The sequence below is a fragment of the Variovorax sp. FG153 genome (assembly GCF_057809595.1).
The window spans coordinates 99,275-117,736 of sequence record NZ_JBMDKG010000025.1; the positions used below are offsets into that span (position 1 = coordinate 99,275).

Below are 18,462 nucleotides of genomic sequence, written 5' to 3' on the forward strand. Positions count from 1 at the left end.
CGAAGCCCCCGCCCGGGGCCAGGAGCCGCCATGAAGATCAACCCGTTGCAAGATCCCGCCGTCGCGGCCGCCACCGGCGTGGCCGCGGCCGCGAAGACCGGCCGGGGCGCCACGCCCGCGGTGGCCGATGCGGGCGACGCCACCGGCACGCCGGTCAGCGTGTCGGCCTCGGCCCGCACGCTGGAGGCCGCCGCCACGGCCGGCAACGGCATCGACGAGGCGAAGGTGGCCGCGGTGCGCGCCGCCATCGCCGACGGCAGCTTCAAGGTCGATTCCGGCGCCATCGCCGACAAGCTCCTGGCCAACGCCCAGGAATTCCTGAGCCGCGCAAGGAACTGATGCCATGCCCGATACCCGTGCTTCCGCCGAGATGCTGCTGAGCGAAGTCGAGGACCAGCTCGACCGGGTCGATGCCGGCCTGCGCTGCGCCGAACCCTCGGACCTGCTGCAGGCCAGCGGCGAGCTGCGCCGCTGCGCCACCGGTTTCGCGCGCGCCCTCGAGGCCGCGCTGTCGGCCGAGGCGCTCGACGCCGAATTCCGCCGCCGCGTCGAGGCCGTGGCCCAGCGGCTGTCGAACCAGCGCGACAGCGTCGCGCGCCGCACCGTCATCGTCGACCGCAGCCTGGCCTCGCTGCTGGGGCCGCGCCCCGATGCCACCTACACCATGCCCGGCGAGCGCAGGATGTTCGCGGGCCTGCGTTCGGCCCACGTGCCGGCGCACTGACCGCGACGGCTACGAAGGCTTCGGCGCGCGCTCGAAGCGGTAGAACAGGTTGGGTTCCGACAGCAGGTAGAGCCGCCCGTCGGGCCCGACCGCCACGCCCTCGGGCTGCGGCACCTTGCGCTGCAGGCCGCCGAAGCCGCGCCACAGCGGCAGCATGCTGACCGGGCGCCCATCGCTCGCGTACTCCACCACCAGTGCCGACTCGTCGCTCAGCAGCAGCAGGTGGCCGGTCGCATCGTGCAGCGTGACCGAGGACAGGTCGCTCATGAACAGCGAGCCCGCGCGCGAGGACTTCCATTCGCTGATGTCGATGTTGAAGCCGCTCGCGGAGGGCGCGTCGGGATCGAGCCCGGTGATCACCAGCACGCGCATCGGCAGCTTCTCGCGCACCACGTACAGGCGCTTGTGCACGCCGTCCCAGGAGATGCCCTCGAAGCTGCTGTTGTGCAGCCGGTCGATGCCGATGCCCAGGCTCGGTCGGCCGGCCACCGACACACGCTGCGTGTCGCGCCCGATCCGCACCCAGTACATGCGGTGGCTGTCCTCGTCGGAGATCACGTAGCTGTCGCCCTGCACGTAGGTGATGCCCTCCGGATCCTTCACCCCCTCGAGCCCGATCACGCGCAGCAGCCGGCCCTCGGTGTCGAGCTCGGCGATCTGCGGCGGGCGGTTGATGACCGTGAAGAGGGTGCCGGTCTCGGTGTTGAAGGTCAGGCCCGAGGCATTGCGCGTCAGGCCCTGGATCGGCAAGCCCTCGACCGCCACGCGGTAGTCCGGCAGCCACAGCGCATTGTTCGCCCATTGCGCCGCGCCCAGCGTGGTGCTGAGCCAGTAGTAGCCGAGCGCGGGCACCTTGAAGTACCAGCCGAAGGCCACGCCGAATGCGAGCACGATGGCCAGGAACAGGGTCTTGCGGGATCTGGCTCGGGTCATGCGGGCGGAGTCTAGCGTTCAGACCACCGAGAGAAGCCAGTCGAGCAACTGGCGCTGCCGGCCCGCGGCCGGCTTCTGCGGCGACAGCAGGAAATAGCCCGAGCCGTCCGCGACGAAGCCCAGCGGCGCCGCCAGCACGCCGCTTTCGAGGTCGTCGCAAACCAGGTGCCAGGGCCCGATCGCCACGCCGAGCCCGGCGACCGCCGCCTGCAGGCTGAAATAGAAATGCTCGAAGACCTGTTCCCTGCCGCCGGCGCCGGCCGAGGCGCCCCGCAACCGGGTCCACGAGGGCCAGGCCTGCGGCCGCGTGCGCGTGTGCAGGCGCACCGCGTCGCTCCGCAGCGAGGGGCCCGCGCCGGCGGTGTCGAAGAAGGCGTCGACCCGGCCCGGGCTGCACACCGGGCCGATCTTCTCCTCGAACAGCGGCTGCGCGTGCACGCTCGCGGGCCATGCGAAATCGTTGCGCCGGATCGCGAGGTCGATGCCGTCGTCGAAGGAGAACGGCCCGCCACCCGCCACGAGATGCACCGCGGCCTCGGGATGGCGCGCCTGGAAATCGGGCCAGCGCGGGATCAGCCAGCGCATCAGCAAGGTCGGCTCGCACGAGAGCACGAGCGGCGTCTCGCGCGCCGAGTGCCGCAGCTCGCGCGTGGCCTCCTCGATCAGGCCGAAGCCCTCGTTCACCGCGCGCTGGAGCCGGCGCCCGGCCTCGGTGAGAAAGACACCGCGGTTGCGCCGCTCGAACAAGGCCAGGCCCAGGTCGTCCTCGAGCATGCGCACGGCGCGGCTGACCGCGCCATGGGTCAGATGCAGGCTGTCGGCCGCCTGGCTGAAGTTCTGGGTCCGGGCCGCGGCCGCGAAGCAGCGCAGTGCCATCAGCGAGGGCAGGCGCGAGGAATTCTGTTGTGAGCCAGGCTCACCGTTGGTGTCAGCAATCATCGTTTGTCCTGGGGCGGGTCTCTGCATAGATTAGAGCGTCCGGCCCCGCCATCCACCCGATCCCCATGATGCAGGAACTGTCAGCTGAACTCACCCAGCCCGCGCCGCCCGAGCGCTTCGCGCTGACGATGGGCGATCCCTCGGGCATCGGCCCCGAGATCGTGGCCCGTACCTTGTTGAACGCCGAATGGGCCCGGCGCTGCGTGCTGGTCGGCGATCCGCGCGTGATGCGCCAGGCCTTCGAGGCCCTGGATGCCGGCGCGAGGCTGCGCGTGGCGGCGTCGATAGACGACATGGCGCACTCGCCCGGCACGGTCAACCTGCTGGCCGCGTCGCGGCTCGAGGCGCTGCCGCCCGTGGGCGCCGTGCATGCGGCCAGTGGCCGGGCCGCTTTCGACGCGGTCGAGGCCGCGATCGATCTCGCGCAGGCGGGCCGCGTCGCGGGCATCGTCACCGCGCCGATCCACAAGGAAGCGCTGGCCGCCGCCGGCCTGCGCTATCCGGGCCACACCGAGATCCTGGCCGAGCGCACCGGCTGCAGGGTCGCGATGATGCTGGCCAACGACGAACTGCGCACCGTGCTCGTGACGGTCCATTGCGCGCTGCGCGAGGCCATCGAGCGCGCCGACTTCGCGGCGCAGATGTCGGCGATCCGGCTCGCGCACCGGGGCGCCCGGGCCTTCGGCATCGCGGCGCCGCGCATCGCGGTGGCCGGGCTCAATCCGCATGCGGGCGAGGGCGGTCTGTTCGGCGACGAGGAGCAACGCACCATCGCGCCCGCGATCGCCGCCGCGCGGCGCGAGGGCATCGACGCCAGCGGACCCTGGCCCGGCGACACGGTGTTCATGCAGGCGCGCCAGGGCCGCTTCGACGTGGTGGTGGCGCAGTACCACGACCAGGGGTTGATCCCGGTCAAGTACCTCGGGCTCGACAAGGGCGTGAACATCACGCTCGGCCTGCCTTTCGTTCGCACCAGCCCCGACCACGGCACCGCCTTCGACATCGCGGGGCGCGGCATCGCCGACGCCGCCAGCCTCGAGGCCGCGCTCGACATGGCCGCGCGCCTGGCGGCTGCCCACCGAACCACGAGAAAGACCGGACCATGAGCGGCTTCGAATTCATCTTCATGCTCACGCGCCACGACCGCACCGTGGCCGACGCGGCACGGCACCTGGCGACGGCGCTCGCGGCCGGCGTGCGCCACATCGGCTTCAAGGACATCGGGCTGCCGATGGCCGAGCTCGAGGGCCTGCACAGAAGCATCCGCGACCACGGCGCCTCGAGCTACCTCGAGGTCGTCTCGCTCGACCGCGACAGCGAGATCGCCTCGGTCGAGATGGCGTGCCGGCTCGGCGTCGACCACCTGCTCGGAGGCACGCACGTCGACGACGTGCTGCCGCTGCTCGAGGGCACGGGCACCCGCTACTACCCGTTCGCGGGCCGGGTCTCGGGGCATCCGAGCGTGCTCGGCGGCTCGATCGAGGAAATCGTGGCCAGCGCCCGCGCGATCGCGAGCCGGCCCGGCGTGGCGGGGCTGGACCTGCTGGCCTACCGCGCCGCGCTCGACGTGCCGCGGCTGATGCGCGCGGTGTGCGCGGCCGCGGGCAAGCCGGTGATCGTGGCGGGCTCGATCGACACACCCGAACGCATCGCGGCGATCCGCGCCAGCGGTGCCGCGGGTTTCACGGTGGGCACGGCGGCGCTCGACGGGTGCTTTCCGGCACCCGGCCGAAGCCTCGAAAGCCAGCTCGCGGCGATCCTCGGCGCGCGATGAAAAAGCACCGCGGCTCGGTGCGGTGCGAGCGTCAGTGCGAGCGCATCTTCGCGCGCAGCCGCGCGATCGACTGGCTGTGCAACTGCGAGACGCGCGACTCGGTCACGCCGAGCACGGCCGCGATCTCCTTGAGGTTCATGTCCTGCTCGTAGTACATCCCCATGATGTGGCGCTCGCGCTCGGGCAGGCTGTCGATGGCGCCCACCAGCGCGTGGCGCAGCCGCTGGTCCTTGAGCAGGCTCATCGGGTCGGCGTCGGCATCGGCCAGGTGGCGGTCGAGGAAGCCCGACTCGCCCTCGGCGTCGGTGCCGCCACCCATGTCCTCCAGGTACACGAGCTGGGTGCCGCGCACGCGGCCCAGCAGGCTCTGGTAGTCGGCCAGCGGCATCTCGAGCGCCTCGGCGATCTCGGACTCGGCGGGCGCGCGGCCCAGCTTCTGCTCGAGCGCGCGCACGGCCTGCTCGATCTGTTTCTGGCTCTTGCGCGAGCCGCGCGAGAGCCAGTCGCCGTCGCGCAGCTCGTCGAGCATGGCGCCGCGGATGCGCTGCGTGGCGAAGGTCTCGAACTGCACGCCCTGGCTGGCCTCGAAGCGCGACAGCGCATCGGCCAGGCCGATCATGCCGACCTGGATCAGGTCGTCGAGCTCGACGTTGGGCGGCAGCTTGGCGATCATGTGATGCGCCAGCCGGCGCACCAGCGGCACGTGCTGCCGGATCAGCGCATCGCGGTCGAGCCGGCCCTTGGGCGTGTACATCTGGGAGAGCGGGGAAGCGGCCTGCATGTCGTGTCGTGGGGCGGAACGCTCCTCAGAGTTCGCCCGCGCCGGGCGAGAAGAACAGTTCAAGGTCGGCCGGCTGCGGATCGAAGGGCGAGCGCTGCGCCGCGCGCATCGAGTCGCGCACCAGCTCGGCGGCCAGCGCCGGCTTCCAGTCCTGCGAGGCGCGCGGGCCATGGGCCACGCCGCGCAGCACCAGCTGGTGGCGGATCAGCGTGTCGAGCGCCGGGCCCAGCTTCACGGCCTCGTCGGTCTTGCTCAGCACGGCCTGGCGCGCGCCGCCGATCTTGAAGCTGGCGGCCATCTCGTCGAGCGTGTCGCCGTGCGCGCCGGCGTTGAGCACCATCAGGCGCGACACGCCGGGCAGGTCGAGCAGGTCCAGCAGGTCGCGCCGGCGCGGATCGCGCGGCGCCAGGCCTGCGGTGTCGATCAGCACCATGCGCTTGCCGTGGAACAGCGCGAGCAGCTCCTGCAGCGCGGCGCGGTCGTGCGCGAGATGCGCCACCACGCCCATGGCGCGGCCGTGGGCGCGCAGCTGCTCGTGCGCGCCCGCGCGGTGCATGTCGAGCGTGATCAGGCCGACGCTGGCCGGGCCGTGCAGCCGCACGCACTGGGCCGCGATCTTGGCGGCGGTGGTGGTCTTGCCGACGCCGGTGGCACCGACCAGCGCGTAGACGCCGCCTTCCTCGGCCAGCGTGGGTGCGGCGGGGTCGAGGCCGAGCATGGTCTCGAGCGCGCCCATCATGCGGCGCACCGCGCCGGCCGCGTCGTTGTCGAGCGCGATCGATTCGAGCACGCTGCGCGCGAGCGCGGGCGAGTAGCCGGCGCGCAGCAGCTTGAGCATCAGGTTCGAATGCACCGGGTTCTGCCGCGCCGGGCCGAGCCAGGCGAGGGCGTTGAAGCGGCTCTCCATCAGCGTGCGCATGGCCTGCAGTTCGGCCATCAGCGCCTGCTGCGTTTCGCTCGCGGTGTCGGTCACGGGGGCGGGCGCGGCGACGGGAGCGGGGCGTGGCGTTTCGGTGGCGGCGGGTGCGGCGGTGGGCGCGAAGGCCGCGCGGACCGGCGCTGCCGAGGGCGTGGCGGGCACGGGCGCCGGCGATGCGGCCTCCTGCTGGCGCCGCAGCATGCGTTCGCGCACATAGTCCTGGAACGACAGCGTGCTCATGCCGAGCTCGGCCACGTCGGCCTCGACGATGGCGCGCGATTCGGCGCTCGCGAGCGGGACCGGTGCCGGTGCCGGCGCGGCGGGTTGCGGTTGCGCGATGGCGGGCGCGGGCACCGGCTTCGGCGGCGTCCACGCGGGCGCCGACAGCGTGCCCTGCGTGCCCTGCAGGATCGCGCGGCCGGCTTCGAGCGCGCTGAGGCTGTCCTCGGCCGCGGCCACCACTTCCACGCCGTCGTCGAGCTGGCGGTTCGAGAGGATCAGCGTGCCGTCGCCGAAGACATTGCGCGCCAGCGCCATCGCTTCGCGGGCGGTCGGTGCGGTGAAACGTTGGATGTTCATGCGGAGGCTCCTCGCAGGATCGGGCCGATGCGGATCGTGTGGGTTTCAGGGATTTCGCTGTGGCCGAGCACCTGCATGCGCGGCGCGGCGCGGCGCACCATGCGCGCGATGGCGTTGCGGATCGCGTCGGGCACCAGCAGGCAGGCCGGCACGCCTTGCTCTTCCTGCTTGAGCGCCACCTCGGCGGCGGTGCGCGTGAAGATCTCGACCACGCCCGGATCGAGCGCGGGCGCCTGGGCATTGCCCAGCGCCTGCATCAGCAGGCGCTCGAAGGCCGGCTCGATGGCGATCACGTCGAGCTCCTTCACCGGGCCGTAGATCTGCTGCACGATGGCCGGCGCCAGCGCCACGCGCACGCGGCGCGCGAGTTCGGCCGGGTCGGTGGTGCTGCCGGCATGCTCGGCCAGCGTCTCGACGATGGTGCGGATGTCGCGGATGTGCACCGACTCTTCCAGCAGCAGTTGCAGCACCTTCTGGAACGTGGACAGCGGCACCAGCTTGGGCACGACTTCCTCGATCAGCTTGGGCGCCAGTTTGTTCACGTGTTCGACCAGTTGTTGGGTTTCGGTGCGGCTCAGCAGGCGCGCCGCCTGCACCTGCATCAAATGTGACAGGTGGGTGGCCATCACGGTCTCCGAATCAACGACGGTGAAACCGCTCATTTGCGCGGCTTCCCGCTGCCGTTCCTCGATCCAGTGCGCCGGCAGGCCGAAGGCCGGATCGGTGGTGGGCGTGCCGATCAGCGGGGTGGTGATGCCGCCCGGATTGATCGCCAGGTACATGCCCGGATGCGCCTCGCCCTCGGCCACCACCACCCCGCGCAGGGTGACGCGGTAGCTGCTGGGCTTGAGCTCGAGGTTGTCGCGCACGTGCACCGCGGGCGGCAGGAAGCCCACCTCCTGCGCGAACTTGCGGCGCACGCCCTTGATGCGCGTGAGCAGGTCGCCCTGGCGGCTCTTGTCGACCAGCGCGATCAGGCGGTAGCCGAGTTCCAGGCCCAGCAGATCCACCGGCTGCAGGTCGTCCCAGCTGGCCTCGGCATCGGGCGCGGGCGGTGCCGGCGGCGCGGGCGCGGCCGGCGGCGGGCGGCGCGACAGGCGCCAGGCGCCCCAGCCCAGCAGCGAGGCGATCGAGAGGAACACCACGTGCGGCATGCCCGGGATCACGCCCAGCAGGCCCAGGATGCCGGCCGTGAGGCCCAGCACGCGCGGCGAGGTCAGCAGCTGGTCGACGATCTGGCGGCCCACGTCGTCCTCGCGGCCCACGCGCGAGATCACCATCGCCGCGGCGACCGATATCAGCAGGCCCGGCACCTGTGCCACCAGCGCGTCGCCGACTGCGAGCAGCACGTAGGTGTCGGCCGCCTTGCCGGCCGACAGGCCGTGCTGCAGCACGCCGATGGCGAAGCCGCCGACGATGCTGATCACCAGGATCAGGATGCCGGCGATCGCATCGCCGCGCACGAACTTGGAGGCGCCGTCCATCGAGCCGAAGAAGTTGGCTTCCTCGGCCACCTCGGCGCGGCGGCGGCGAGCTTCCTTCTCATCGATCACGCCGGCGTTGAGGTCGGCGTCGACCGCCATCTGCTTGCCGGGCATGGCGTCGAGCGTGAAGCGCGCCGACACCTCGGCGATGCGCTCGGCGCCCTTGGTCACCACCACGAAGTTGATCACCACCAGGATCGCGAACACGATCAGGCCGACCGCGAAGTTGCCGCCGATCAGGAAGTGGCCGAAGGATTCGATCACCGCGCCCGCGGCGCCCGGGCCGGTGTGGCCCTCGAGCAGCACCACGCGCGTGGAGGCCACGTTGAGCGACAGCCGCATCAGCGTGGTCAGCAGCAGCACCGAGGGAAAGGCCGCGAAGTCCAGCGGGCGCACCATGTAGGCCGCCACCATCATCACCATCAGCGCGACCGCGATGTTGAGCGTGAAGAAGCCGTCGAGCAGCCAGGGCGGGATCGGCAGCACCATCAGCGCGAGGATGGCCACCACCAGCAGCGGCGCGGCCGCGCGCTGGAACATGCCGCCGCGCTCGCCGAGCCACTGGCGCAGGGCGAGCGGGTTCATGGGCGCACTCCGGCGACGGGTTCGGCGGCTGCCGTTGCAGGCAGCTTGCGGTGCGGGTCGAGCTCGGGCGCCACGTAGGGATCGGGCACGCCCTGCGGCATCGGGCCCTCGCCGCGCAGCGCGGCCTTCAGGCGGTAGACATAGGCCAGCACCTGGGCCACGGCCGTGAACAGGCTCGAGGGAATGGGCTGGTCGATCTCGGCATGGGCGAACAGTGCGCGCGCGAGCATCGGCGACTGCACCACCGGGATGCCGTTGGCATTGGCGATCTCGCGGATCTTCATCGCGAGCAGGTCGGCGCCCTTGGCCACCACCTGCGGCGCGTTCATGGTGGCCTCGTCGTAGCGCAGCGCCACCGCGTAGTGGGTCGGGTTCATCAGCACGAAGTCGGCGCGCGGCACGGCCGTGATGCTGGCGCGCTGCGAGATCGCGCGCGCCGCGCTGCGCTGCCTGCCCTTGGTATGCGGGTCGCCGTCGGATTCCTTGTGCTCCTGCTTGACTTCCTGGTGCGACATCTTGAGCTTCGACAGGTGGAAGAAGCGCTGCAGCGGCACGTCGATCACGGCGGTGGCGAACACCACCAGCAGCAGCAGGCCCACGCCGGTGGCGAGCCAGTCGCCGAGCGCGCGCAGCGCCGAAGGCGAGGGCTGCAGCACCGTGCGCACCACCTCGCCGATCGAGCCGGCCACGTAGTACCAGCCAATGGCGCCGAGGATGGCCGCCAGCACCACCAGCTTGGTCACCTGCGCGAGCTGCTGGCGGCTGAAGAGATTGCCCAGGCCCTTGAACGGGCTCAGGCGCGAGAGGTCGGGCGTGATCGCCTTGGTGCTCGAGACCCAGCCGCCGACCGCGAGGCTGCCCGCGACCGCCGCGCTCAGCACGATGGCCGCGAACACCACGCAGGCCACCAGGCCCAGGCCGGCGAAGTTCGACAGCCGCGACAGCATGTCGGCCGGGTCCTGCACGCTGGCCGCGTTGAAGACCAGCGCCTGCGCGAGCGTGCCGCGCATCTGCTCGAAGGCGGTGGGTGCCAGCAGCAGCAGCGCGACCGCGCCGGTGCCCATCACCGCGAGGTGCGACAGGTCCTTCGAGCGCGGCACCTGGCCGTCGCGGCGCGCCTGGTCGATCTTGCGCTGCGAGGCGGGGAGCTGGCGGTCCTGGCTGTTCGATTCCATGGCGGTGGCGCTCGCTCAGGGCTGGGTGCGGCCCGGGGTGGCGGCGGGCGCCGCGCCGGCGGGTGCGGCGGGCGCATCGGCGCCCTCGGGCTTCTTCTGTTCCTTGGCGAGCTCGGTGGCGATGGCCTTCACCGCATCGTTGCCCTCGAGGCGCGCGTTGCCGAACAGGCGCGACTCGGCGTCGCGCGTGAGCACCACGATGCTGATGCGGCGGTTCAGCGGGGCCAGCGCATTCTTCTTGTCGAGCAGGTCGCTCGCGGCCAGGCCGACCACGCGCACCAGCTTGTCGTCGGGCATGCCGGCGGCCACCAGCTCGCGGCGCGAGGCATTGGCGCGGTCGGCCGACAGCTCCCAGTTGCCGTAGCCGCGGTCGCCGTTGCCGTAGGGCGCGGCATCGGTGTGGCCGGCCAGGCTCACGCGGTTCTCGATGCCGTTGAGCGCACCGCCCACCGCGCGCAGGATGTCGTGCATGTAGGGCTTCACGATCGCGCTGCCGGTGTCGAACATCGGGCGGTTCTGCGCGTCGACGATCTGGATCTCCAGGCCGTCGGAGGTCACCTCGAGCTTGATCTGCGAGCGGAATTCGCGCAGCTTGGGATTGCTCTCGATCATCTCCTCGATGCGCGCGCGCAGCGCTGCCATGCGGCGCGCATCCTGGCGCGCCTGCTCGAGCTTGAGGCTGTTGTCCTGGCCGATCTTCTTCGGGTCCATGGTGCTGCCGTCGGTGCGGCGCACCTCGCCGGTGGTGCGCGTGAGGTCGCGCCCGCCGCCGGGCACCACGCTCGAGGCGCTGCCCGCGCCCGAGCCGCCGGCCATCTCGACCTTCATCGGCGAGTTGAAGTAGGAGGCGATGCCCTGCAGGTCGCCCTTGGCGGTCGAGCCCAGCAGCCACATCAGCAGGAAGAAGGCCATCATGGCCGTCACGAAGTCGGCGTAGGCGATCTTCCAGGCGCCGCCGTGGTGCGCATGCGTGGTCTTCTTGACCCGCTTGATGATGATCGGCTGGAGCTTGCGGGTCCCGGGCGTGGTGGCCATGGCGTTGCCTCTTGCGCTGGGCGCTCTACTTCTTCTTCACGTGGGTCTCGAGCTCGGTGAAGCTCGGCCGGTCGGTCGAGAACAGCACCTTGCGGCCGAACTCGATCGCGGTCGTGGGGTTGTAGCCCTGCATGCTCGCCAGCAGGGTGGTCTTGATGCACTGCAGTTCCTTGGTGCCTTCCTCGGCCTTCTGCTCGAGCAGGCCGCCCAGCGGCTCGACGATGGCGTAGGCCAGCAGGATGCCCAGGAAGGTGCCGACCAGCGCCGAGCCGATCATGGCGCCGAGCACCGCCGGCGGCTGGCCGACCGAGCCCATGGTGTTCACCACGCCGAGCACCGCGGCCACGATGCCGAAGGCCGGCAGGCCGCCGGCCAGCCGCGCGATGGCGGCCACGGGCGCATGCGATTCCTGGTGGTGGGTCTCGATCTCGCTGTCCATCAGCGACTCGATCTCGTGGCTGTTGAGGTTGCCCGAGGCCATCATGCGCAGGTAGTCGGTGGTGAACTCGACCACGTGGTGGTCCTTCGCCACGTTCGGGTGCTTCTGGAACAGCGGCGAATCCTGGGGCGCCTCGATGTCCTTCTCGATCGACATCAGGCCTTCCTTGCGCGCCTTCTGCAGGATGTCGTAGAGCAGCGCCATCAGCTCGAGGTAGCGCGCCTTGGTGTACTTGGAGCCCTTGAGCGCGGTCGGCAGCGCCTTCAGCGTGGCCATCAGCACCTTGCGCTGGTTGTTCACCACGAAGGCGCCGAGCGCGCCGCCGCCGATCACCATCAGCTCGATCGGCAGCGCGTGCAGCACCACGCCGATGTTGCCGCCATGGATGATGTAGCCGCCGAAGATGCAGCCCAGCGCGACGAGGTAACCGAGGATGACGGACATGGGGCGAGACGAGTTCCTGGAACCCCTATTGGGCCTCGGAGACGCCCCGCGCATTCCATGAAAAAAGGGCCCTGCGGGGGCCCTTATCTTCTGTTTGCCGCGGCGGCCGCGGCGTTCGTCACTGCAGCTGGATGCCGCCCGCGCCCGAACCCTTGCCGGCGCGCGCCGGCGGTTCGCACAGGCCGCAGACGAAGTGCTGCGCGTTCTCGTAGGGCTCGGTCACGAAATGGCCGCCGCAGCGCGAGCAGGGCGTCATGGCGAGCATCTGGTTCTCCATGAAGCGCACCAGCCGCCAGGCGCGCGTGATCGACAGCTGCGGCTCCAGGCCGCAGGCGCCGGTCTGCTCGGTGTACAGGCCGTAGGCCTTGATCAGCGCGTCGACCGGCTCGAGCTCGCTGGTCTTGTTGAGGTAGGTGTAGATGTTGTGGAACAGCGAGGCGTGGATGTTCGGCTGCCAGGTGAGGAACCAGTCGGTCGAGAAGGGCAGCTGGCCCTTCGACGGCGACTTGCCCGCCACTTCCTTGTAGAGGCGCAGCAGCCGTTCGTACGACAGCTCGGTCTCGCTCTCCAGCACCTGCAGGCGGGCGCCCATCTCGATCAGATGGACCGCGCGCTCGATCTGCCGGGACTCGCCCAGCACGCTCTTCGGATTGGCCATGCCTTGTCAGCTCGCGGAACGCGGCGCCTCAGTACGAGGTTTCCGCGAACCGGCTCGACATGACGATGTTGGCGTGCAGCTTCAGCGTCTCGTCGTTGGCCGTGCGGGTGCGCACGTTGTGGTTGGTGAGCAGTCCCCAGACCATGTCGTCGGTGGCGCGGAAGCGGCACAGCAGCATGTTGCTGGAGGCCAGCTTCATGATCTGCGCCGGCGACAGCGTGTCGATGAGGTCCGCGGATTCCTCGGAAATGCCGAGCCGGAACAGGGCCTGTGCCTTGTCTTCCCGGATGAGGCTCTGCGCCAGCATCAGGTAGGTGAGGTTGGCTTCCTTGATCTCGGCGAGCAGCTGTTCATTGGTCATGAGTGCCTCCTCCTAGGCGGGCAAAAGTGCCCTTGGCGACCGTGTACTTTCAGTTTAATCACAAATGTCAGCTTCAGTAAACATTTGTTAAAAATGTACAGCAGTAGGTGGATTCCTACAAAAAAACTTTGGCCTGACGTTGTCCGATGGTAAGTGCTTGCAACCGCAGCGCCCCAAAACTGTGACTTTGTCGACCAAAACGAATACTAAGGCACGCATGGCGAAAGACTTATTTCGACAGAGATAGATAAATCTATCGATATCAAGACATTCATGACTTTCCTCGCGAGCTTTACAAGCTGTTAACGAGTGTGACCGCCCGTGGTGCACAGACCACGAAATCCCGTGGGGGCGAAGTTGTCTTGCGTGGTGGGGAAGCTACGTGTTTCCGTGGGGGTAACACGCGGAACATGGTGGCTCCGGCAGTGCAATCGCTGTGGCCCCCGTCTGCATCCGCTCGGAAATCTTGAGGGTGCGCTCGCAAAAATAAATCGCTAAAGAGCCGGCGGGGACCCACCGAAAACCAGTGCAACGGGCCTTGCACCAGGGTTCGTCAGGCAGCCAGCGCTTCGCTGGCGCGACTTTGGCAGCGATGCCCGACTTATCAGTTTGAAGGAGCTCTCATGGCCTCGATCATCAACACCAACATCAGTTCGCTCACCGCGCAGCGCAACCTCTCGGGCAGCCAATCCTCGCTGGCGACCTCGATGCAGCGCCTGTCCTCGGGCCTGCGCATCAACAGCGCCAAGGACGACGCCGCCGGCCTCGCGATCTCCGAGCGCATGACGGCCCAGATCCGCGGCCTGACGCAAGCCGGCCGCAACGCCAACGACGGCATCTCGCTGGCGCAGACGGCCGAAGGCGCGCTGAGCACCATCGGCAACAACCTGCAGCGCATCCGCGAACTGGCCGTGCAGTCGCGCAACGCCACCAACTCGACCGAGGACCGCGCCTCGCTGCAGAAGGAAGTCACGCAGCTCAAGAGCGAAATCGACCGCGTCGCCAAGCAGACCTCGTTCAACGGCACCAAGCTGCTCGACGGCAGCTTCAGCGCCCAGTCGTTCCAGGTCGGCGCCAACCAGGGCGAGACGATCTCGATCGACTCGATCGCCAACGCCAGCATCAACTCGCTGGGCAGCTGGACCAGCGTGGACACCTACTCGGCCACGGTGACCGGCGCGGCGCCCGCGGGCTTCGGCGGCATCACCGCCAACGCCTTCACGATCAACGGCGTGGGCATCGGCGCGGTCAATGCCGGCACCGACGCGGCGACGCAGGGCGCCAACGTGGCGGCCGCCATCAACAAGAAGTCGAGCGAGACCGGCGTGGTCGCGACGGCCGCCGCCAGCGGCGCCATCACGCTGACCTCGAGCGGCAGCACGGCCATCACGGTCGGCGGCACGCTGACCAACACCGGCCTGACCGCCGGCCAGACGGCCGCGACCGTCACCGCCGCGGGCAGCGCGCAGACCGGCTTCTCCGGCCTGACGGTGGACACGGTGGACGGCGCCGACAACGCGATCCTCGCGATGGACGCCGCGCTGAAGGCCGTGAACTCCTCGCGCGCCGACCTCGGCGCGATCCAGAACCGCTTCGAATCGGTGGTCTCGAACCTCTCGACCTCGGCCGAGAACCTGACCGCTTCGCGCAGCCGCATCCAGGACGCCGACTTCGCGGCCGAAACCGCCAACCTGTCGCGCGCCCAGGTGCTGCAGCAGGCCGGCACGGCGATGGTGGCGCAGGCCAACCAGCTGCCGCAGACGGTGCTGTCGCTGCTGCGCGGCTAAGGCAGGAACAGGGGGCCGAAGGCCGGCCTCCTGCACGCTTCATCGCGGGGCGGCAAGCGATTCCAGCATCGGAGAAAAGACATGGCCAGCATCACATCGACGGGCATCGGCAGCCAGCTCGACGTCGAATCCATCATCACGCAGCTGATGGCGATCGAGAAGAAGCCGCTGACCGCGCTGCAGACCACGGCGAGCACGCTCGACAGCAAGATCTCGGCCTTCGGCACGCTCAAGTCGCAGCTCTCGGCGCTGTCCGACGCGGCCACCAAGCTGGCCGCGGCCGCGACCTGGAACGCCAAGACCGCCTCGAGCTCGAACGCGACCGCGCTGAGCGCCAGCGTCACCAATGCCGGCGACGCCGTGGCCAGCAGCTTCACCATGCAGGTGTCGCAGCTCGCGCGCGCCCAGGCCGTGTCCTCGAACGCGGTGGCCACGGGCACCGGCTTCGGGCTCGGCACCCTGAGCATCCAGCTCGGCGACTGGAACGACACCGACGCGGGCGGCCCGAACTTCGCGGCCGGCGACAAGCCGGCCATCGACATCAGCGTGAACGAGGGCGACAGCCTCTCGGCCATCGCGGCCAAGATCAACGGGGCCGGCGCGGGCGTGAGCGCCACCGTGCTCAAGGACCTCTCGGGCGAGCGGCTGATGCTGCGCTCCAGCAGCACCGGCGAGGCCGCGGGCTTCCGCGTCACGGCCACGCCGCTGGGCTCGGGCGACGGCGCCGATCTCGGCCTGCTGGCCTTCGACGGCACCGGGCAGGGCATGGGCGCCAACCCGGTGCAGTACGCGCGCAATGCCGAGGCCACCATCAACGGCGTGACGATCCGCTCGGCCACCAACGTGCTGGCCGACACCGTGCCCGGCGTGAGCCTCACGCTGTCGCAGGTGACGACTTCGCCGGTCGAGGTCGCCGTGGCCACCGACACCTCGGGCCTGCGCGGCACGATCCAGGCCTTCGTGACGGCCTACAACACGATGAACCAGACGCTGAACTCGGCCACCGCCTACGACGCGGCGAGCAAGACCGCGGCGCTGCTGCAGGGCGATTCCACCGCCGTGAGCCTGCAGAACGCGCTGCGCAGCCTGGTCGGCGCGCCTTCGGGCGGCGGCGCGATCCAGCGCCTGAGCGACCTCGGCATCACGGTCGCCAAGGACGGCGCCGGCAACCTCGCGCTCGACACCGCCAAGCTCGACACGGCACTGAAGAACCCGGCCGCCGTGCAGCAGTTCTTCGCCGCGCCGCAGAACACCCTGGACTCCAGCGCCACCGGCTTCGCCACGCGGCTGTCGGCCTTCACCCAGGCCGCGATCGCCACCGACGGCACGCTCGACACCCGCACCCAGTCGCTCAAGGCCCAGCGCAAGGACAACGACAAGAGCCAGGACAACCTCAGCGACCGGCTGACCCTGACCGAGAAGCGGCTGCGCGCCCAGTACACGGCGCTGGACACCAAGATGGCCTCGCTGACCGCGCTCAACACCTACATCACCCAGCAGGTGGCGCAGTGGAACAAGTCCACCAGCTGAGGCGCCGGGCCCGCGGGCCTCAACTTCCGCGCCGGAATGCCGATAAAGAAGGCATAGACACCGGAACAGGAAGCCGCACCATGTACACCTCGCCCGCAGCCCGCGCCGCCCAGGCCTACTCCAGAGTGGGCGCCGAATCGGGCGTGGACGCCTCGACCTCTCCGCACCGGCTCATCGAGCTGCTGTTCGACGGCCTGCTGCAGGCCATCCATGCCGCCAGCGGCGCGCTGGCGCGCGGCGACATCGCGGCCAAGGGCCAGCAGATCATGCGCGCGGTGCGATTCCTCGAGGAGGGCCTCAAGGGTGGGCTCGACGAGGCCCGGGGCGGAGAACTCGCGGTTACACTCCGCGCGTTGTACGACTATTGCATCAACCGCCTGACGGTCGCCAACCTCCGCAACGACGGGGCGGCCCTGGCGGAAGTGGCCTCGCTGATCGCACCGGTCGCACAGAGCTGGAAACAGATCGGGCCGTCCCAGCCCGCGCAGGCCGCCTGAGGCGTCCTTGGAGTCCTTCATGCAAGAGCGACTGCTCGACTACTACAAAGCGATCGAAGCCGCGAGCAAGCAGATGCTCGAGGCCGCCCGCATGGAAGACTGGGAAGGCGTGGTGCGCTGCGAAGGCGCCTGCGCCGTGCTGATCGAGCAGCTGCGCTTCAAGGCCACCTCGCTCGAGCTGCCGCGCACCGACCGCGCCGAGAAGACCCGCGTGATGCAGCGCATCCTGCGCAACGACGCCGAGATCCGGCTGCTGGCCGAGCCGTGGATCGCCGACCTCGACCACCTGTTCGATTCGCGGCTGCAGCTGATCCACTGAAGAGGAAGGTCCGACACCGCCGGCAAGGCGGCGGCACGGTCCGGCAAGACAGGCGGGCAGGGCGCCCGTCGCCTCACACCTGCATGTTCATGATGTCGCTGTAGGCCTGCACCATGCGGTTGCGCACGTGCATCGTGGCCTGGAAGCCGATCTGCGCCTTCTGGATCGCGACCATGGTCTGCTCCAGGCTGACGTTCGGGTTCTCGAGCTGAACCTCGCGCTGCAGCGCGCCGGCCTGGTTCTGGGCCGCGCTCACCGACTGCAGCGCGCCCGAGAGCGCGCCGGCGAAGCCGCCGCCGCTGCCCTCGGCGGCCGGGGGCGCGGTGCGCGCCGTGCGCGCGAAGGCCTGCGCCGGGGTGGGCGAAGTCAGCGGTGCGAGTCGGAGGTCCATGGGCACCGATGCTACGGGCGCTCGGCCGCTCGCGATCGCGGGGAAATGGGCAGGAAAGCAGCCCTTTATCGGGCTTATGTGGGACGGGGGCGGCCCGAATAATCGCAGCGAGCACGAAGCGCCTTCCGCGCCGTGCGAACCGACCCGCACCGCCGAGCCCATGTCCACCGCCGTCGCCGAACTTCCTGCCGCCCAGTCCGCGTCCCTTGCCGCCCCGGCCTGGCAGGGCCGCCTCGCGTCGCTCGACCGGCGCCAGCGCCTGCGGCTGGCGATCGGCGCCGCGCTGCTGGTGGCGCTGGCCGTGGCCGCCATCGTGATGGGCCGCCAGGCCGACTGGCGCGTGCTCTACGCCAACCTCGGCGACAAGGACGGCGGCGCGATCGTCGCCCAGCTCGCCCAGATGAACGTGCCCTACAAGTACACCGAGGGCGGTGGCGCCGTGATGGTGCCGGCCGACAAGGTGCACGACGTGCGCCTGCGCCTGGCCTCGCTGGGCCTGCCCAAGGGCTCGGTGGCGGGCTTCGAGCTGATGGAGAACAACCGTTTCGGCATGACCCAGTTCCAGGAGAAGCTGAGCTTCCAACGCGGCCTCGAGGGCGAGCTCACGCGCTCGATCCAGGGCCTGGCCTCGGTGCAGAGCGCGCGCGTGCACCTGGCGCTGCCGAACCAGAACGGCTTCTTCCGCGAGCAGCAGAAGCCCTCGGCCTCGGTGCTGCTGACGCTGCATCCGGGCCGCACGCTCGAGCGCAGCCAGATCGCGGGCATCGTGCACCTGGTGGCCTCCAGCGTGCCCGAGCTCCTGCCCTCGGCCGTGAGCGTGGTCGACGACAGCGGCAAGCTGCTGTCGCAGACCGGCGACAGCGCCGCGGGCGGCGCGGGCGCCGGCGAGGGCCAGCAGCTGCAGTACGTGCAGCAGATCGAGCAGCAGTACATGCGCCGCATCCTCGACATCCTCGAGCCGGTGGTGGGGCGCCAGAACGTGAAGGCGCAGGTCACGGCCGACGTGGACTTCTCGCAGAGCGAGGCGACCATGGAGGAGCACCGCCCGAACCAGGCGGCCGAGGCCGGCGCCGTGCGCAGCCAGCAGACGGTGGAGACCACCGGCGCC

The 18,462-nt window shown here is 70.1% G+C and carries 20 protein-coding genes; 9 read left to right on the forward strand and 11 right to left on the reverse strand.

Going from position 1 to position 18,462, the window contains the following annotated elements:
* The first annotated feature begins 30 nt into the window (after window positions 1-30).
* Together flgM and ACODT0_RS24840 are read left to right on the forward strand one after the other, a co-directional pair.
* Window positions 31-339: a flagellar biosynthesis anti-sigma factor FlgM gene (flgM, locus tag ACODT0_RS24835; RefSeq protein ID WP_057595355.1), complete on the forward strand. Its 309-nt coding sequence runs from the start codon at window positions 31-33 to the stop codon at window positions 337-339.
* A gap of 4 nt (window positions 340-343) precedes the next feature.
* Window positions 344-724: a hypothetical protein gene (locus ACODT0_RS24840; RefSeq protein ID WP_057595356.1), complete on the forward strand. Its 381-nt coding sequence runs from the start codon at window positions 344-346 to the stop codon at window positions 722-724.
* Between the two features lie 9 nt (window positions 725-733).
* On the opposite strand, the gene ACODT0_RS24845 is transcribed toward ACODT0_RS24840, so the two are convergent.
* The gene (locus ACODT0_RS24845) at window positions 734-1,657 is read right to left on the reverse strand and encodes an SdiA-regulated domain-containing protein (protein WP_489042549.1); all 924 of its coding nucleotides are present in this window, start codon (window positions 1,655-1,657) and stop codon (window positions 734-736) included.
* A gap of 18 nt (window positions 1,658-1,675) precedes the next feature.
* Window positions 1,676-2,596: a LysR family transcriptional regulator gene (locus ACODT0_RS24850; RefSeq protein WP_489042550.1), complete on the reverse strand. Its 921-nt coding sequence runs from the start codon at window positions 2,594-2,596 to the stop codon at window positions 1,676-1,678.
* Between the two features lie 68 nt (window positions 2,597-2,664).
* On the opposite strand from ACODT0_RS24850, the gene pdxA reads away from it, so the two are divergent.
* Window positions 2,665-3,702 carry a 4-hydroxythreonine-4-phosphate dehydrogenase PdxA gene (pdxA, locus tag ACODT0_RS24855; RefSeq protein ID WP_489042557.1) on the forward strand — a complete coding sequence of 346 codons (1,038 nt, stop codon included), beginning with the start codon at window positions 2,665-2,667 and terminating at the stop codon, window positions 3,700-3,702.
* Entirely contained in the window at window positions 3,699-4,370 is a 672-nt protein-coding gene (locus ACODT0_RS24860; RefSeq protein WP_489042551.1) for a 4-hydroxythreonine-4-phosphate dehydrogenase, read from the forward strand. Before pdxA ends, ACODT0_RS24860 begins: the two co-directional genes overlap by 4 nt.
* 31 nt (window positions 4,371-4,401) lie before the next feature.
* On the opposite strand, the gene ACODT0_RS24865 is transcribed toward ACODT0_RS24860, so the two are convergent.
* The 8 genes from ACODT0_RS24865 to flhD form a co-directional block, all read right to left on the reverse strand.
* A complete protein-coding gene (locus tag ACODT0_RS24865) occupies window positions 4,402-5,124 on the reverse strand; it encodes an RNA polymerase sigma factor FliA (RefSeq protein WP_489042558.1) in 723 nt (240 codons plus the stop codon).
* A gap of 52 nt (window positions 5,125-5,176) precedes the next feature.
* Entirely contained in the window at window positions 5,177-6,649 is a 1,473-nt protein-coding gene (flhF, locus tag ACODT0_RS24870) for a flagellar biosynthesis GTPase FlhF (RefSeq protein ID WP_489042552.1), read from the reverse strand.
* Window positions 6,646-8,718 (reverse strand): flagellar biosynthesis protein FlhA, encoded by a 2,073-nt coding sequence (gene flhA / locus ACODT0_RS24875; RefSeq protein ID WP_082321543.1) that lies wholly within the window; start codon window positions 8,716-8,718, stop codon window positions 6,646-6,648. The genes flhF and flhA overlap by 4 nt, the downstream gene beginning before the upstream one ends.
* Window positions 8,715-9,893 carry an EscU/YscU/HrcU family type III secretion system export apparatus switch protein gene (locus ACODT0_RS24880; protein WP_489042553.1) on the reverse strand — a complete coding sequence of 393 codons (1,179 nt, stop codon included), beginning with the start codon at window positions 9,891-9,893 and terminating at the stop codon, window positions 8,715-8,717. The genes flhA and ACODT0_RS24880 overlap by 4 nt, the downstream gene beginning before the upstream one ends.
* Window positions 9,894-9,908: 15 nt before the next feature.
* Window positions 9,909-10,928 carry a flagellar motor protein MotB gene (gene motB / locus ACODT0_RS24885; RefSeq protein WP_082321545.1) on the reverse strand — a complete coding sequence of 340 codons (1,020 nt, stop codon included), beginning with the start codon at window positions 10,926-10,928 and terminating at the stop codon, window positions 9,909-9,911.
* 25 nt (window positions 10,929-10,953) lie between these two features.
* On the reverse strand, window positions 10,954-11,811 hold the full coding sequence (gene motA, locus ACODT0_RS24890) for a flagellar motor stator protein MotA (protein ID WP_057591773.1): 858 nt from the start codon (window positions 11,809-11,811) through the stop codon (window positions 10,954-10,956).
* A 118-nt stretch (window positions 11,812-11,929) separates the two neighbouring features.
* Window positions 11,930-12,469, reverse strand: coding sequence for a flagellar transcriptional regulator FlhC (gene flhC / locus ACODT0_RS24895; protein ID WP_203205908.1), 540 nt, complete (start codon window positions 12,467-12,469; stop codon window positions 11,930-11,932).
* Between the two features lie 28 nt (window positions 12,470-12,497).
* The gene (gene flhD, locus ACODT0_RS24900; RefSeq protein ID WP_057591771.1) at window positions 12,498-12,830 is read right to left on the reverse strand and encodes a flagellar transcriptional regulator FlhD; all 333 of its coding nucleotides are present in this window, start codon (window positions 12,828-12,830) and stop codon (window positions 12,498-12,500) included.
* A 623-nt stretch (window positions 12,831-13,453) separates the two neighbouring features.
* On the opposite strand from flhD, the gene ACODT0_RS24905 reads away from it, so the two are divergent.
* The 4 genes from ACODT0_RS24905 (at window position 13,454) to ACODT0_RS24920 (ending at window position 16,963) form a co-directional block, all read left to right on the forward strand.
* Window positions 13,454-14,617: a flagellin gene (locus ACODT0_RS24905; protein ID WP_057591770.1), complete on the forward strand. Its 1,164-nt coding sequence runs from the start codon at window positions 13,454-13,456 to the stop codon at window positions 14,615-14,617.
* Window positions 14,618-14,698: 81 nt separating this feature from the next.
* Window positions 14,699-16,147 carry a flagellar filament capping protein FliD gene (fliD, locus tag ACODT0_RS24910; protein ID WP_057591769.1) on the forward strand — a complete coding sequence of 483 codons (1,449 nt, stop codon included), beginning with the start codon at window positions 14,699-14,701 and terminating at the stop codon, window positions 16,145-16,147.
* Window positions 16,148-16,227: 80 nt separating this feature from the next.
* Window positions 16,228-16,644 (forward strand): flagellar export chaperone FliS, encoded by a 417-nt coding sequence (fliS, locus tag ACODT0_RS24915; protein WP_203205912.1) that lies wholly within the window; start codon window positions 16,228-16,230, stop codon window positions 16,642-16,644.
* Window positions 16,645-16,663: 19 nt separating this feature from the next.
* Window positions 16,664-16,963, forward strand: coding sequence for a flagellar protein FliT (locus ACODT0_RS24920; RefSeq protein ID WP_057591767.1), 300 nt, complete (start codon window positions 16,664-16,666; stop codon window positions 16,961-16,963).
* A 73-nt stretch (window positions 16,964-17,036) separates the two neighbouring features.
* Here the strand turns inward: ACODT0_RS24920 and fliE are convergent, their stop codons facing one another.
* Window positions 17,037-17,354, reverse strand: coding sequence for a flagellar hook-basal body complex protein FliE (fliE, locus tag ACODT0_RS24925; protein WP_057591766.1), 318 nt, complete (start codon window positions 17,352-17,354; stop codon window positions 17,037-17,039).
* 160 nt (window positions 17,355-17,514) lie between these two features.
* Here fliE and fliF point away from each other — a divergent pair.
* Window positions 17,515-18,462: flagellar basal-body MS-ring/collar protein FliF (gene fliF / locus ACODT0_RS24930; protein ID WP_489042554.1), on the forward strand; the 948-nt coding region annotated here is incomplete at its 3' end.